Here is a 15,322-nt window from a genome sequence, read left to right on the forward strand (position 1 = left end):
CCCCTTTACTTCAGAATTCGGAAGGCTACTTCTGTTCCAATACCCTGCTCACTCTTAATATAAAAATTCCCTTCCTCTCCATATATCCCCTTCAATCGCGCATGGATATTATGCAGCGCGGTTCCCGTTCCTTGTTCGGAAAAAACAGCTTTTACTCCCAGCTTTGGCAGACGCTCTGCGGGGATCCCCTCTCCATTATCTGCTACAGATACGTATATGTATCGTTCATCTGAAAAAATATGAATATTTACTTCCCTTTTCTCTTGTACTTTACGAAATGCATGGCGAATTGAGTTTTCCACAAGAGGCTGCAGTGTAAAAGGAGGTATTGGTACCTGCTCTAATCCTGGCTCAATTTGAAACAAAACCGTATACTTATTCGGAAAACGCGCCTGCTCAAGCGAAAGATATGCTCCAACATGCTCTAGCTCCTTTTCAAGCGGAATAAGCATATGACGTGCCCCCTGCAGGTTGCTTCGAAAATAAACACTAAGCTTTAACAGCAATTTTCGTGCCTTTTCCGGGTCTATCCGGCAGAGAACAGAAATCGTATTAATCGCATTAAACAAAAAGTGAGGATTTATCTGTGCCTGCAATGCTTTAATTTCAGCATCCTGCAGCAGCTTTGTTTGCTGCTCCGCTTCTGCCAGTTCAAGCTGTGTCGAGAATAATCTAGCTAGTCCTTCTGCAAGTTCCTGCTCCACCTGATCCAGACGACTTGGGTGCTCAAAATATAGCTTTAGCGTGCCGACTATTGTATCATGTACACGCAATGGAAGAATAACAGCTGCCTGAAGCGGACAATCACTCCGAAAACAATTGATTTCGCCCTTTTTCCTTGCTGTAATAATAATTCCCTTTTCTAATACAGCGCGCGTCAGCTTCGTAGCCGGGCTATGCAGCGGAGTATGATGGTCTGAAGCAGCTCCGACATGCGCAAGCACTTGCTGACTATCTGTAATTGCAACCGCATCAGCCCCTGTTAGACGGTGGATAATCAACGCCGCATCCTTACAGGACTGTAAATTCAGTCCTTGACGGAAGTGCGGGAGCGTTTGGTCGGCAATTTGCAGCGCCTTATACGTCTGCAGTGCCTTTGTACGTTCCTCCTCTCTTAAAATCGCCTGAATGATAAACATAAATAAAAGATTGCCCAAGCCATTAATAAAAATCATTGGTACAGCAATGGTACTTACCAGCTCCCATGCCAAATCATACGGCTCGGAAATTAATAAAATAACCCCCATCTGAAACGCTTCAAGAAACATACCAACAAGCACAGCCAGCCACGGAGAGACGATTCCATTCCTGCTATATCGTTTTCCGACCCAACCAGCAGCCAATCCTGCCAATATCGAAGACACCGCACATGCAAAGGCAGTAAATCCGCCTAAAAAATAACGATGCCCCCCCGCAACAAGCCCTGCCCCTAATCCAACAAGCGGACCCCCGAGCAAGCCGCCGATACCGACTCCCATAACACGCGTATTCGCAATAGCATTTGCTGGCTCTACTCCCATCAGCCAGCTCTCATGTACAATTTGAGCACCGTGGATCTCTATACCTGTATAGTTACTAATAACTCCAAACAGGCCAAAAATGACAATAAGAATCCCTTTTTCCTTAAGTCCATTCTCATTTCGCACAATGCGGCGAAATGCCTTCAATCGAGACAATAAAAACGCGACAATAATTAAAACACCAACACGTTCAATCATAAACGGCAATAAACTAAACATCCATGTCACCCTTTTATTTCCATACATCTTTTTCTCTATCATACTACATTGCTATGAAAAAATGGCAATCAATAACATATCAGCATTTCTTCCGCGCACTGCTGTATATTGTACGCATCAGCACTTATATTCTATGAAGGAAAAATTCCTTTTTGTACAGCCTTTATTGTTTTTCTGATTTAATCATGAAGCTGACAGTATATAATATGACAGAGGTTATACGTTTCCTTTATAGCAAAGAATAATAGAAGCAATTACGTATGACATGCATATCTAGAAAGGAGATTAAAATGGGATTCCACGATCAAAAAATTTTACCCGCTGTACGTCATATCAAGGATCTAGAAAAATTATTACATAGTACATACGAGTATCTTGTCATTTTAGATATACATATAGCACAGCTAAACAGCATTATGTCGCTAACAAGAAAGCATAAGAAAAAGGTATTTTTACATATCGACTTAATTCACGGGCTGCAAAACGACGCATACGCCACAGAATATGTTTGTCAGGAGTTTGAACCGTACGGGATCTTATCAACAAAAACAAATGTGATTTTAAAAGCAAAGCAAAAAGGAGTTGTTACAATCCAACGCATTTTTCTGATCGATTCCTCCTCCCTTGCAAAAAGCTATGTGCTATTACAGAAAACAACACCGGATTATATAGAAGTTTTGCCAGGGGCTCTTACACAAGTCATTACTGAAATACATGAACAAACAGGAATCCCTATTATCGCGGGAGGATTTATTCGTACAGTAACTGACATTGAACAGGCTTTGCAAGCGGGTGCAGCTGCGATTACTACCTCCAACACAGAACTATGGAAAAAGTACGGGGAATTTACGAAAAAATAGTTAAAGTACGATTGACATCGCTTACATCATTGCGTTATATTAAAAATAAGTTAATATAAGTGACGGAGAAATAGAGATCCACACCTGTACAGTTCTGCCTTAGGCAGACTTATGTAGGTGTGGATTTTCTTATTTTTAAAGAATGGCCATTCGTAGACCGTACCTCTATATGAGACTTAAAATACTATATTAATAGGGGGCTGCTATGTCTTCATTCTGGGGCGAGCTAATTGGTACAATGGTACTCATTACATTTGGTGCCGGTGTCTGTGCTGCTGTGACGTTAAAAAAGTCATTTGCACAAAATGCCGACTGGATGGTTGTTACAATGGGTTGGGGATTGGCTGTCGCAATTGCTGTCTATGTTTCTGGACCAATCAGCGGTGCACATCTAAACCCGGCATTAACAATGGCTTTAGCATTTAACGGGAGCTTCCCTTGGGAGCAAGTTCCTTCTTACATTGCAGCACAGCTGATTGGTGCATTTCTCGGTGCAGGCCTTGTAGTACTGCATTATTTACCTCATTGGAAAGAAACTGAAGATGCTGGCGCAAAGCTAGGTGTTTTTGCCACTGAACCAGCCATTCATCATACGTTTGCCAACTTGCTTAGCGAAATTATTGGTACATTTATACTTGTATTTGGTATTTTAGCAATTGGTGCAAACAAGTTTACAGATGGTTTAAATCCGTTTATTGTCGGCTTCTTTATCGTAGCAATCGGCCTATCCTTAGGAGCAACAACAGGGTATGCAATTAACCCTGCTCGTGACTTAGGACCCCGCCTGGCACATTTCTTCCTTCCAATACCAGGCAAAGGGAAATCTAACTGGAAATATGCGTGGATTCCGGTCGTTGGTCCTTTACTAGGAGGCTCTCTAGGTGGAATATTTTATCACTCTGCATTTGAAGGAAAAGAGTCTCCTGCATTTGTTTATGTGGGAATTGTAACTGTTCTTATTCTATTATTATCATATACGCTAGGTACTAAACCAGATTATAAAAATGCGAAAAAAACAGCTGCTTAAGGAGGACGTATTATGGAAAAGTATATTCTATCATTAGATCAGGGTACTACAAGCTCTCGTGCAATTTTATTCAATAAAAATGGTGAGATTGTACATTCAGCGCAAAAGGAATTTACACAATACTTCCCGAATCCAGGCTGGGTAGAGCATAATGCAAATGAGATTTGGGGATCCATTTTAGCAGTTGTTGCTTCTTGTTTAAGCGAAGCGAATGTTAAAGCAGAGCAAATCGCCGGCATTGGGATTACAAACCAACGTGAAACAGCTGTTGTGTGGGAAAAAGAAACAGGAAATCCTATTTATAACGCTATTGTTTGGCAATCCCGCCAAACATCCGATATTTGTGAAGAGTTAAAAGCAAAAGGCCATGAACAAACAGTACGAGCTAAAACAGGATTATTAATTGATGCGTACTTTTCAGGTACAAAAGTGAAATGGATTCTTGATCATGTAGAAGGTGCACGCGAAAAAGCAGACCGCGGCGAGTTATTATTCGGCACAATCGATACATGGCTGACATGGAAGCTGTCCGGAGGTAAAGCACATGTGACCGACTATTCCAATGCATCCCGTACACTTATGTACAACATTCACGAATTGAAATGGGATGATGAGCTATTACAAATGTTAACCATTCCAAAAAGCATGCTTCCAGAAGTTCGTCAGTCCTCTGAAGTGTATGCCCATACAGTGGATTACCACTTCTTCGGTCAAAACGTTCCCATTTCCGGTATTGCAGGTGATCAACACGCTGCAATGTTTGGGCAAGCGTGCTTTAGTGAAGGCATGGTAAAAAACACGTACGGTACAGGGTGCTTTATGCTCATGAATACCGGCGAAAAAGCAGTAGCTTCAGAGCATGGACTATTAACAACAATTGCATGGGGCTTAAACGGAAAAGTTCACTATGCATTAGAAGGAAGTATTTTTGTGGCAGGCTCCGCCATTCAGTGGCTGCGGGATGGACTGCGTATGTTTGCAGATGCAAAGGAAAGCGAAGTCTACGCGTCGCGTGTAGATTCAACAGAAGGTGTGTATGTCGTTCCAGCATTTGTTGGGCTTGGAACACCATATTGGGATAGTGACGTACGCGGCGCTGTGTTTGGTATGACTCGCGGTACAACGAAAGAGCATTTTATCCGTGCAACTCTGGAGTCACTCGCATATCAAACAAAAGATGTGCTGGATGCGATGGAAGCAGATTCCAGTATTAAGTTAAAGACATTACGTGTGGATGGGGGAGCCGTAAAGAATAATTTCTTAATGCAATTCCAAAGCGATATATTAGGAGTGTCTGTGGAGCGCCCAGTTGTCAATGAAACGACAGCACTTGGCGCAGCATATTTAGCTGGTCTGGCAGTAGGCTATTGGAACAGCCAAGAGGAACTGACAGCACAATGGAACCGAGAGCATTGTTTTGAGCCTCACATGGAAAAAGAGCAAAGTGAACAATTGTATGCAGGCTGGAAGAAAGCAATTTTCGCAACAAAGGCTTTCAAATAAATGTAAATTGTAGTATGATGTAAACAAGTTAATAATTTGGCAGGAGATTTGGAGAGACCACAACTCGTTATGATATATTTTCATAGCGTTGTTTGTGGTCTCTCTTTTTTTATCAAAAAAAGGGGGTATACACATGTTTTCAAGTAAACAAAGAAAAGACGTATTAGCACAGGTTCACAAACAAAACGTAGACGTGATTATTATAGGCGGAGGAATTACAGGCTGCGGCATCGCGCTCGATGCAGTAACACGCGGATTATCAACGGTAGTATTTGAAATGCAGGATTTTGCGGCAGGCACATCAAGCCGCTCTACAAAGCTGGTACATGGGGGGCTTCGCTACTTAAAACAATTTGAAGTCAAAATGGTGGCAGAGGTTGGAAAAGAGCGGGCTATTGTATATGAGAACGGTCCGCATGTGACAAAGCCTGAGTGGATGCTTCTTCCTCTTCACGAGGGAGGCACATTCGGTAAATTTTCCACGTCAATTGGCTTAAGAGTATACGACTTTTTAGCAGGTGTAAAACGCAGTGAACGCCGCTCTATGCTAACAAGGGAGAAAACGATCCAAAAAGAGCCTTTGTTAAAGCAAGACGGTCTAAAAGGTGGAGGCTACTATGTAGAGTACCGAACAGATGATGCCCGATTAACAATTGAAGTATTAAAAGAAGCGGTTACGCGTGGTGCGAAAGCCGTAAATTATGCCAAGGTACAAGGCTTTTTATATAACGATGGGAAAGTCTGCGGTGTACGAGTAACAGATGTTATCGAGGGCAAGGTTTACGAGGTGTATGCGAAAAAGATTGTAAATGCGGCAGGCCCATGGGTAGATCAATTGCGGGAAAAGGATAACTCAAAAAAGGGAAAACAGCTCCAATTATCAAAAGGTGTACACCTTGTTATTGATCAAAGCCGCTTCCCGCTCAAGCAAGCTGTTTATTTCGATACACCGGACGGACGTATGGTATTTGCGATTCCGCGAGATGGAAAAACATATATTGGCACAACGGATACCTTCTATAAAGATGACGCAGCAACACCAAAAATGACAGCAGCAGACCGAAAATACATTCTTGATGCCATTCATTATATGTTCCCAGGAGTTCACATTTCTGAAAAGGACATTGAATCAAGCTGGTCTGGTGTACGTCCGCTCATTTACGAAGAAGGAAAAAATGCATCGGAAATTTCTCGTAAGGATGAAATTTGGCAGTCTGATAGCGGCTTAATTACAATTGCGGGAGGCAAGCTGACAGGATACCGAAAAATGGCGGAAATGGTAGTCGATCGTATTGCTGAGCTATTAAAGCAGGAAGGACACCCTCCTATCCCTGCCTCTCAGACAAAGAATATGCCAATCTCAGGAGGACACGTAGGAGGCTCCAGCCGTCTCTCTTCCTTTATTGAGAAAAAAGTGCAAGAGGGGAAACATTATGGACTAACCGAGCAAGAAGCGCGGAAATTTGCTGCATCTTATGGTTCAAATATCGATATTCTATTCTCTCTTGCACAGCAGCATAAAGAGGAATCGATTCGCTTAAATATGCCGGTGACAGTACTTTTGCCGCTTATTTATGCAATGGAATATGAAATGGCGGCCACACCTGTAGACTTCTTCATCCGTCGCACGGGAGCGTTATTTTTCCGAATCGATTGGGTCCGCACATGGAAGGAGCCTGTTATAGACTATATGGCACAACATTTAAACTGGAGTACACAGGAGAAGCTGCGCTTTGTACAGCAGCTGGAAAAAGAAATCCATGACGCAGTGGTCCCAATTGATGAAACAAATAAAGATTCACTTGGAGCATAAAAGCCGAAGGGGACTCCCCTCGGCTTTTTTACACTTTAAGACAGTATACATTTCCGGCCAGGAGCATCGTATGCTAGAATCTGCTTTTTAAATATCACCTTTATATAAAGGATTATCCACCTTTACATAGCTATATGATTTCTCTCCTTCTTTCAGCCTCATCGTAAGCAATGCTTTATAATCAACTGTCTGGGCGAAAAAGGCGTCGCGATCCTGCCGAGCGGCTGCACTGTATTCCCCCGCTAGACCTTGGAACAGATATTCACAAATTCGTCTTACCTCTGCCCAGCACACCTCCTCTAAAAGATTCATATGTTTGGAGAGCAGATAGACAATTTCCCCTAAATGATTTTGTATAACTGTATAAAAAACTTTATTTTGCATCTCAATCAATGAGGATGTGAGAATGGCTGAATCCTGGTAAAAGTCTACAGATAAGGCAGCTTGCTCTAAGCGCGGCTTGTATATTCTTGCTCCTCCCCAATCCCGGAATAGCATGCGGACGATACAACCATCACGAAAAACAGGAATGCTATTCTGCAAGTGTCCCTCAAGACCAATTCCGTATTTCACCATCAGCGTTACAAATCCTTCTAAAGCCAGTGACGCATACTCTGAAAACCATTGAAATGCAGCTTGCTCAAGCGATTTGCTCCCAAGCTTCTGTTTGTACTGATAAATGAGTTCAAGTAAAATCGGCTGATCGCTTACGAGCGATTCACTGTAAAGCGCTGTACCCGTAATGGCCAACTCTTGTTCCTCCACTGTAACCTGCTCCCGCAAAACAAATGAAAGATTGCGCTTCTTTTGCTCATCCTGGGACCGAAAGCTGCCTCCTCCCCATTCATATACAGGAACGAAGTGCTGGCTTAGCTGCTGCTCCCTCCCCATCACAGCTTGCAGCAGTTCTGTAAATACAGCAGCATTATTTGCAGTTTGCGGAGAAATCGAGCGAATTGTGGATGTCATTTGGGCACGTAGAGCTGCTTTCACAACCAAGCTTTCCGCTTGTACTGTCCGAAATGATGACAGTGCAAAGCTATTCACTTCATAGTCTTTTAGAATGACAATTACCCCATTCTCCAGCTCATCCTGATACACTACAGGAATAACATGCTGCAATTGCCATGGATGAACCGGAACCGGTACATAATCGCTCAGGGACAGATTTCGATAACCGAGTTCCTTCTCCATTGCTCGCTCCAGCCCCAGAAATACTGTAAACAGCTCCCTTCCCTTGACAATTCGTTGCTCTATCCACTCCCGATGTATAGCAAGAAAACGAAGCGGTATACTATTTTCAAATTCCGGAGCGTACCGCATGACCTCACAAGCGTCCATTCCCATTCTTGTTTTTGCACACGGATGAAGATTATGACCAAGTACAGAGAATTGTTCAAACAATAATTCCGCATGAAACGAACGGCTTTGCTGTTTTTGGTAAAGCGCATACTGAATTGTAGTTTCATCTTCGATTTCTGACACGTATTTTCGATACTTCCAATAAGCCAACGATAGGGCTAGATTGGCACTGCTGTCTTCCAATTCAAGAAGCAATGCTCCCCAGCTAGAATTAGCTTGAAAAAGATGGATCAACTCCGAAACAGATGTGTATGTATACAGCTCCTCTGCTTTAAGATGAAAAACTGCTTCTCCGCCCTCCATTCTCTGAAACGCGTACATCTGCCGAATTGGAATAAAAAGCAGCTCGCCACTCTCCAATGTATACACCTTATACGAACCATCTTCCAGCAGAGGAACAGGCTTTTGCGGGGAAACATTATGTAAATCGTACGATGTTGAATAGATTCCATCTATATCCTCTCTCATGAGCGACATGACAAAGCGCTGCAATGTAGCGGTTCTCGCTTCTGGTACACTATTCGCATAGTATGGAAGTAAATACGGTGCTTGCTCCTCCAGCATAGAAACAACATCTTGTTCTTCCCGCGTAAGCGTAAGCTCCTGAATCATAACTCTGCCTCCGCCAATGGATTTCGTACCTTCGCAAATGTATAGTCCGTCACATCTCCCTTAAGACGCATGCTCGTCATCGCCTTTAAATCCATATAAGGAGCAAACAATGCGGTCTCATCCTCCTTGGCATATGCCTGAATCACTTCATCCTTCTTCAAAAGAGAGAATACCCTCCGGCAAACAGCTGCAACCTGTCTCCAAAGCTGATCCTCTGATACATCGAAATACCGAACGAGACATGCAATCAACTCGCCAAAATGATTTTGAAAAACAGGATAAAATGTTTTGTTCCACAAATCCTCGCCGTTTTTCGCCCGAATTGCAGATCCTTCGTAAAGAGATATGTTCATTCCTTGCTTCTTTAAGCGCTCCTCTAATATACGAACACCACCGAAGTCACGGATAAATAGACGAGAAGGCTCTCCTTTATCCAGCACAATGATACTATTTTGCAGATGTCCCTCCATGCTAATCCCATACTTGCTCATTAGCGTTAACATAGGAGGAATACATATTTCCGCATATGCAGCTAGAAAAGCTATAACGTTCTCCTTAATCTGCCCTTTGCTTGCAAAGCGCTCAATCACCTCCGCAACAATCGGTTTGTTTTGGAACGGTGATTGTGCGATTAAGGCTGCACATGGCATCATCACTTCTCCTGACTCAATAAATTGCTCTGGATTTTCGCGCAAAATCGCTGCTGCATTTTTGCGAAGAAGTACCTGTTGGTCTTGTGATAACCCCTTATCACTCGGATTATAGTAAATTCCTGCCTGTTCTTCTAAAATACGAAACTGATTTTGAAAGTATTGTTCCTTCTGCTGAATGCTGCGCAGCAAACGAGATAGCATAGGACCATTTTCAACTGAATTAGGGGAAACTGTCCGTATCGCACCCGTTGTTTGTACATTTACAGCTGTTTTAATATGGTGCTTATTATCAGTACGCCTTCCAAGCGGGGCTAATGAACGAAATGACATAAGAGCTGCAGTAGGTATCGCACTATCCCGCAGCAAAATTAAGTCTTTTCTCCCTAAAGCGCTCTTATGCAGCACAGGAATCGTATGCTCCCATTGCCATGGATGAAGCGGAATGATTTCATATGCTCCTGCCTCTTCCCCAACTTCATTTCGCACACGTTCTGCTAGACCCTCGTATTCATCGTATAAAAAATCGGTAACGCTTTTCTCATCCGTACATACGGAAACCGCGCACTCCTTTCGCACCGCAGCTAATTTAACAGCAGGCTGTGCTGCAAACTCGGGAGAATAGCGAATAACATCATCCTTGCTCATACCCATCTTTATTTTTGCTCCAGGATGAAGCGGATGACCTTCAATTACACATTGCTCATAAAAAATAAGCGAGCTGAAACTGTCCTCTCTTTCTAGCCTATCCTCCACCCATTGAATAGATGCTTGCTCAAGGGATTGGCGCCGGTCTCCAGCGGCAGCAAGAGCGAGTATATGGTTTTCCTCGCTGTTTCTCAGCTCATCTCGAAACCGCTCGTATTGCTTTGTATGCTGGATCCAGCCTTCCTCTCTTACCAAATCAAGCAATTCCTCAGAACTCTTGATAACTCTCCTATCTCCACTGTCTATCATATGTATATCATCCATATCAAATCTTCCAAACGAAAGAATTCTCTGAACGCTTGCCTGCAAGGATCGGTTTCCTGAAAGCTGTATGTATAACAAAGGCGGCCTTAGTTTAACATGCTGTGGTGGAATAAGCTGTTCGCGCACAAGTGCCTGCAGCAATCTGTGCAATATCATAATCTCACTCTCCCTTTTTCTCTAAGCATATCACATGCCTACACGGAAAGAAATTGAACCTCCTGCCCATGCAAGAGGTTCTTTTCTTTAGCCTTTTCTTAAGCTATTTTTATAAGCTTCCTTCACAACCGGAAGCTCTTCTTCCTCTACCGTATGCTCATTAATATCCTTATGGATAATCGCATTATCTGGCAGTGTCGGCTCGTGTCCTTTTTTCTTATGGTTAAATGCTTTGCCTCTTCCCATCTTCTTCCCTCCTTTGTCGATTTTAGTATGGGAAAAAATGATGAGAACTATAACACGAGAGAAATTTGTTATATTTCCACGGAAATAGTTTTTTGTTTCGACATGGTTATACATAAAAAGCATAAGTGCCCCTTTAGTTAAAAATATGGTCTTTATCATTCCTCTTTCCAAGTTATAAAAACTTATTTCCATAAAAGTAAATGATATAATTGATTCTATACATATCAATTTGAAATTAATTAAGGAGAGGTGACTTTGAAAAACTTATCTCTGACTCAGAAAAAATGGTGGTTATCGGCTCATATATTATTTTCTGCAATCTGGTTAGGAGTTACTGTTACCTTTTTAATCCTGTGCATTAGCGTCTTAAATACTAATGATGGTCAAGTAATAAAAGCCTACTATACGAGTATGCTCCGGCTGGAACAAACTGCGGGTAGAGCCTCACTTATTGGAACAGTTATTACTGGGCTTTTACTTTCTATCTTAACAAAGTGGGGGCTATTTAGATTCTACTGGATTATTACAAAAGAAATTATAACCTTGATTTGTTTGGCTTTAGGATTTATCTTCATTTATTATTGGACTTTAAATGGTATTCATCTCTCAGCAGATTCTATAAATGAGGATTTTATTACAAATCATTATCAACTTATGATTTGGATTATAATACAAGTCAGTCTTTTAGCAATATTATTTATTATATCTGTATTCAAACCTTGGGGCCAACGAATCCAGAGAAGATAAGAAAAGCGGCCAAGGCCCGCCTTTTATGGCAGCGTAGGGGTGGGCCGGAATAAAAGGCGCTTTTTGCCTTTTGCAGGGGTTCAGCCTGAAGTCTGCCATTTTGGGACTTGGGAGCTAGACATCGCCCCGAAAAGTTATACTTTCTTAAAGTGTAAATAAGCAGAAAGTATCCATACACTTTAGATTCGTTGCTTTCATTATCACTTAACAGAGTTTTCCTTTAAACGAAAAACAGTAATGTCACGGTATACCCAAGGCTAAATAAAACACAAAAGGAAGACCCGCATTGGATCTCCCTGTATAAAAACTATCTAGTTCGCATGAAACTTTTCCTTCGCCGCACGCATTTTCACTTTCAGCTCCTGCTCAAGCGCCGCATGTGAACTATTAATTTCTTCTTGGAACTCTTGCAAATATACGGTAAGCTCCTGTTCCTTTTCCTTACGCTGCGCTGGAGGAAGATTAGAAATCAGTGTTAGCATATCTGGTAAATCCTTTGTCAAAAACACCTCAAATTTATGCTGTTGCTCATACATTCGACGTTCCTTATAATATGGAATACTGCTTAGGACAGATGCAGCAATATCTGTGATAGCTTCCTGCATAACAGGATTTACCGCCTTTTTATAATGCTCAATATGCTGCAACGCCTGTCCATACTCCTCGTAAAAATACAGCTTATAAAAGGAAAGGCTGGATTTTCTTAATGGATTTTGATATTCCTTTTCCATGTATCGTCTTACCGTATATTTTGCATCATCAAGCTCTTGCTGCGAAAATTTCTTTTTTCTCTTCAACGCTGTGCGCAGCCTTTTTTGTTCCGGCTTAGTCAGCGAAGCAAAAATCCGATCCTTTGCACTATCATCAGCCGCACAAAACAAAGCATACAAAGCGGCTGGCTCACGGTTCGCTTCATTACGAACCCATTGATATAAGGATGGTTGCTGCGAAAATTCTTGCAGAAAAGAAAGAGATGGACCTGAAAGGCGCATTAACGATTCTGTTGCTCGTTTATACGGTTCTTTCCATGATAGAAACATTCTTCTCCCGATAAAAACCAAGAATGTCGCAGTACCTAAGCCAAGCAGCAGCAATCCTCCCAATACAAGCAAAATAAAAGTCAAAATGCTCATTACAGTCCCCTCTCTATTTCGTTGTATGATGAATTAGCTTTTTCTTCATCTCATCGTTAAAGGAATCCAACTCTCTTACAAAATTGCGGCTTGACTGAATAATACGCTCTGTCGACTCCTCAGACGCCTGAATCGCAGCAAATACATTTTGGAACGACTCGCGAAGCTTATCCATTCCGATGGCCGGATTTTCAAGCAGACGGGTTGTCTCCTCAGTATTTTGTTTTAGTGCACGGGAGTTACTAAGAATCATCGTTTCAATTGCTTCATTTGTCGCGTTCACCGCATCGATTGTTTTGCGCTGATTGTTCAGCGCCAGCTGAATAGAAGCAGAAACAGTTACCACATTTTGTGTCATTGTAATCGCATTGCGAATCGCCTCTAGCAGCTTTTCATTATTTTTCTTAATAATATCAATCGAAGCAATCGACTGCAGCAAAATGCTCTTCGCCTGCTGCATATTGCGAGTGCGAACGAGGATCTTCTCAAGAGCATCGTTAATAAGCGGCTTATCCCGCTGCCGCTCCGGCTTTTGTCGTTCATTCTCAAGCATATCAGATAATCTTCCCCCAAGATACACTTGCCGATCAAGCGCTTGAATTTTCTGCAGCGACTGCTCCTTCAGCATTCCAAGATTAACACTATCCTCCTGCAAATTATCGCGCCCAACAAGCAATGCCTTAATAATTTCCTCAATTTGCTTATCAATAGTTTGATATTTATACACATACGTTTCTAGTGGATTTTTACGAAGCATTTTATATACCATGCGCTTCACTCCAGACGCTTCCAAGGCGTTCGGGTTTAGCTCTGAAACAGCCTTACGGAGGGAGAGCAGTGTTTTTGGAATTTCATCGTGCTTGCCGCTCATCATTGCGGCAACTGGGCGCTTTAAAGCCGAGAGTGTTTCCCCTGCCTCGCGCTGCTCCTTATCTCCGAGAGCAGAAAGCTGAGCCAACACATGCGAAAGATCCCCATGATTCTCACCGCTTAGCTTCTGCACATACATATCCGCTTCCTTATTTAATTCAACAAGCTCGTCCTCACGAATAATAACATCTGCCATTGCCTCCAATTCGCCCTCTGTTGATGAGGATAGGAGTTCTGTTCTTTGTGAATTGTCCAATATAAATCCCTCCCTCATTAGTTCTTGCAGAAAAAACTCACCTACCACCATTTTAAACCAAAAAGATTATATTTAATATTTTTTCGTGTGAAGATATGACAAATTAGGTCTTAAGTCCTAGAAAAATTTAGATAAGGTCCTTCTTTACTCTCTAGCTGGATTGATTCAGACATTTTTTGGTTAATATTTAATATATAGAGGAATTAAGATTTAGAATGGAGGGACCTGAGGTGGCTATTGAAACTAAAATCGAAATAGTATCTTGGGTTATTACAATAGTCTTGTTGTACATCTTTGTACCAAAGCATAAATATCGTGAAGCCCATGTAAGCTTCCTATTCATGCAGGCTCTCACATGGGTGTTTGGCGCCGTAGTAGTAGAATTACATCTCATCGCTTACCCTGTTCGCTTTTTTCATTATGCTTTTCGATCAAGCTTCACATTTGAATATTTTATCTTCCCTGCAGTAAGTGTGTTATTCAATGTACATTTTCCTAAAGAAGGAACATATATCAAAAAAACATTATATACCCTTGTTTTTCCATCTATACTTACGATTAGTGAAGTTTTGCTTGAGAAGTATACAGATAACATTAAGTATATTAAATGGAATTGGTTTTGGAGCTGGTTGACTCTACTGCTTACCCTATATGCATCGTATAAGTATTATCAATGGTTTTTTGCTATACGCAAAACTGATTTACATTGAATAACTTCCGAGTTAGCAATATTTCTTACAGTGCAAATACCCTAGTTCGAGCGAAGTTGATTCACATGACAGCTTCCCTTGTGTTCCTCACTACGGAAGACGCTTTTTGCCTTTTGTAGAGATGGTTATTCGACTGCAAAGGGCTAGAGCTAGCCACCCCCCCAAAAAAAATTACCCTTTCTTATTTTCAAAATATAAAGGCACCCTTAAAACAGGTGCCTCACTACCATAACATAGGTTTCGTAACCATAAACCAAAGCATTATCATCAGCAAAATGAGATAAATCCAAACGGAGCGATGGAGCTTTTGCACCAACGCTTCCTTGTCCTCTCCCGTCTCCTCAAATTTGCGAATTGTCGGAGAAAATGCACGTGCCAAAAAAAATAAAGAAGCCAATAAAATGAACACGGTCATCACAATCCATGGTGTTGTCCACGACCAAGAACCTGTAACCGCCAATAAGACTCCAGAAATAACCAATACATGTCCAGCATGCTTCGCTAAATATACAGCAGCTCGAAACGTATCAAGATAAGCTTGTTCCATTTGTGTCTCTGCTTGGCGCAGCTTTTTGATTGTAGAAAACAAAACAAAGAATGGACCGATTGATAAAATGGCACTAGCTATATGTATATAAAGAAAGAACTGATACAGCATGCGCTTAC

At 41.8% G+C, this 15,322-nt stretch carries 13 protein-coding genes; 6 read left to right on the plus strand and 7 right to left on the minus strand.

Features of this window, described 5'->3' with window-relative positions:
* Positions 1-5: 5 nt before the first annotated feature.
* Positions 6-1,739 (minus strand): sensor histidine kinase, encoded by a 1,734-nt coding sequence (locus tag EP737_RS13755; protein ID WP_129728551.1) that lies wholly within the window; start codon positions 1,737-1,739, stop codon positions 6-8.
* Positions 1,740-2,029: 290 nt separating this feature from the next.
* Here EP737_RS13755 and EP737_RS13760 point away from each other — a divergent pair, with 290 nt between their 5' ends.
* The 4 genes from EP737_RS13760 (at position 2,030) to EP737_RS13775 (ending at position 6,942) form a co-directional block, all read left to right on the plus strand.
* Entirely contained in the window at positions 2,030-2,599 is a 570-nt protein-coding gene (locus tag EP737_RS13760) for a glycerol-3-phosphate responsive antiterminator (protein ID WP_129728552.1), read from the plus strand.
* A 205-nt stretch (positions 2,600-2,804) separates the two neighbouring features.
* Positions 2,805-3,626 (plus strand): MIP/aquaporin family protein, encoded by an 822-nt coding sequence (locus EP737_RS13765; RefSeq protein ID WP_129728553.1) that lies wholly within the window; start codon positions 2,805-2,807, stop codon positions 3,624-3,626.
* Positions 3,627-3,638: 12 nt separating this feature from the next.
* A complete protein-coding gene (gene glpK, locus EP737_RS13770) occupies positions 3,639-5,129 on the plus strand; it encodes a glycerol kinase GlpK (protein ID WP_129728554.1) in 1,491 nt (496 codons plus the stop codon).
* A 133-nt stretch (positions 5,130-5,262) separates the two neighbouring features.
* Positions 5,263-6,942: a glycerol-3-phosphate dehydrogenase/oxidase gene (locus EP737_RS13775; RefSeq protein ID WP_129728555.1), complete on the plus strand. Its 1,680-nt coding sequence runs from the start codon at positions 5,263-5,265 to the stop codon at positions 6,940-6,942.
* A gap of 87 nt (positions 6,943-7,029) precedes the next feature.
* Here EP737_RS13775 and EP737_RS13780 read toward each other — a convergent pair whose 3' ends face one another.
* The 3 genes from EP737_RS13780 to EP737_RS25605 all read right to left on the minus strand — a co-directional run bounded on the left by EP737_RS13780 (position 7,030) and on the right by EP737_RS25605 (position 10,940).
* The gene (locus EP737_RS13780) at positions 7,030-8,916 is read right to left on the minus strand and encodes an IucA/IucC family protein (protein WP_129728556.1); all 1,887 of its coding nucleotides are present in this window, start codon (positions 8,914-8,916) and stop codon (positions 7,030-7,032) included.
* Positions 8,913-10,694, minus strand: coding sequence for an IucA/IucC family protein (locus EP737_RS13785; RefSeq protein WP_129728557.1), 1,782 nt, complete (start codon positions 10,692-10,694; stop codon positions 8,913-8,915). Before EP737_RS13785 ends, EP737_RS13780 begins: the two co-directional genes overlap by 4 nt.
* An 87-nt stretch (positions 10,695-10,781) precedes the next feature.
* Entirely contained in the window at positions 10,782-10,940 is a 159-nt protein-coding gene (locus tag EP737_RS25605) for a hypothetical protein (RefSeq protein ID WP_165350793.1), read from the minus strand.
* A gap of 255 nt (positions 10,941-11,195) precedes the next feature.
* Between EP737_RS25605 and EP737_RS13790 the strand changes: the two genes are divergently transcribed.
* The gene (locus tag EP737_RS13790) at positions 11,196-11,687 is read left to right on the plus strand and encodes a hypothetical protein (RefSeq protein ID WP_129728558.1); all 492 of its coding nucleotides are present in this window, start codon (positions 11,196-11,198) and stop codon (positions 11,685-11,687) included.
* 311 nt (positions 11,688-11,998) lie between these two features.
* On the opposite strand, the gene EP737_RS13795 is transcribed toward EP737_RS13790, so the two are convergent.
* Positions 11,999-12,820, minus strand: coding sequence for a DUF3974 domain-containing protein (locus EP737_RS13795; protein WP_129728559.1), 822 nt, complete (start codon positions 12,818-12,820; stop codon positions 11,999-12,001).
* Between the two features lie 13 nt (positions 12,821-12,833).
* Positions 12,834-13,886 carry a toxic anion resistance protein gene (locus tag EP737_RS13800; RefSeq protein ID WP_246040261.1) on the minus strand — a complete coding sequence of 351 codons (1,053 nt, stop codon included), beginning with the start codon at positions 13,884-13,886 and terminating at the stop codon, positions 12,834-12,836.
* A gap of 290 nt (positions 13,887-14,176) precedes the next feature.
* Here EP737_RS13800 and EP737_RS13805 point away from each other — a divergent pair, with 290 nt between their 5' ends.
* The gene (locus EP737_RS13805; protein ID WP_246040259.1) at positions 14,177-14,656 is read left to right on the plus strand and encodes a CBO0543 family protein; all 480 of its coding nucleotides are present in this window, start codon (positions 14,177-14,179) and stop codon (positions 14,654-14,656) included.
* Between the two features lie 223 nt (positions 14,657-14,879).
* On the opposite strand, the gene EP737_RS13810 is transcribed toward EP737_RS13805, so the two are convergent.
* A complete protein-coding gene (locus EP737_RS13810) occupies positions 14,880-15,314 on the minus strand; it encodes a DUF2269 family protein (RefSeq protein ID WP_129728562.1) in 435 nt (144 codons plus the stop codon).
* Positions 15,315-15,322: the final 8 nt, after the last annotated feature.

The sequence above is a fragment of the Ectobacillus funiculus genome (genome assembly GCF_004138295.1).
GTDB classification, from domain to species: domain Bacteria; phylum Bacillota; class Bacilli; order Bacillales; family Bacillaceae_G; genus Ectobacillus; species Ectobacillus funiculus.

Coding starts and splice junctions, on each gene's coding strand:
- EP737_RS13800 (WP_246040261.1), bottom strand. CDS start 13,886: ATGGCAGATGTTATTATTCGTGAGGACGAGCTTGTTGAATTAAATAAG.
- EP737_RS13810 (WP_129728562.1), bottom strand. CDS start 15,314: ATGCTGTATCAGTTCTTTCTTTATATACATATAGCTAGTGCCATTTTA.
- EP737_RS13795 (WP_129728559.1), bottom strand. CDS start 12,820: ATGAGCATTTTGACTTTTATTTTGCTTGTATTGGGAGGATTGCTGCTG.
- EP737_RS13775 (WP_129728555.1), top strand. CDS start 5,263: ATGTTTTCAAGTAAACAAAGAAAAGACGTATTAGCACAGGTTCACAAA.
- EP737_RS25605 (WP_165350793.1), bottom strand. CDS start 10,940: ATGGGAAGAGGCAAAGCATTTAACCATAAGAAAAAAGGACACGAGCCG.
- EP737_RS13765 (WP_129728553.1), top strand. CDS start 2,805: ATGTCTTCATTCTGGGGCGAGCTAATTGGTACAATGGTACTCATTACA.
- glpK (WP_129728554.1), top strand. CDS start 3,639: ATGGAAAAGTATATTCTATCATTAGATCAGGGTACTACAAGCTCTCGT.
- EP737_RS13760 (WP_129728552.1), top strand. CDS start 2,030: ATGGGATTCCACGATCAAAAAATTTTACCCGCTGTACGTCATATCAAG.
- EP737_RS13785 (WP_129728557.1), bottom strand. CDS start 10,694: ATGATATTGCACAGATTGCTGCAGGCACTTGTGCGCGAACAGCTTATT.
- EP737_RS13780 (WP_129728556.1), bottom strand. CDS start 8,916: ATGATTCAGGAGCTTACGCTTACGCGGGAAGAACAAGATGTTGTTTCT.
- EP737_RS13755 (WP_129728551.1), bottom strand. CDS start 1,739: ATGTTTAGTTTATTGCCGTTTATGATTGAACGTGTTGGTGTTTTAATT.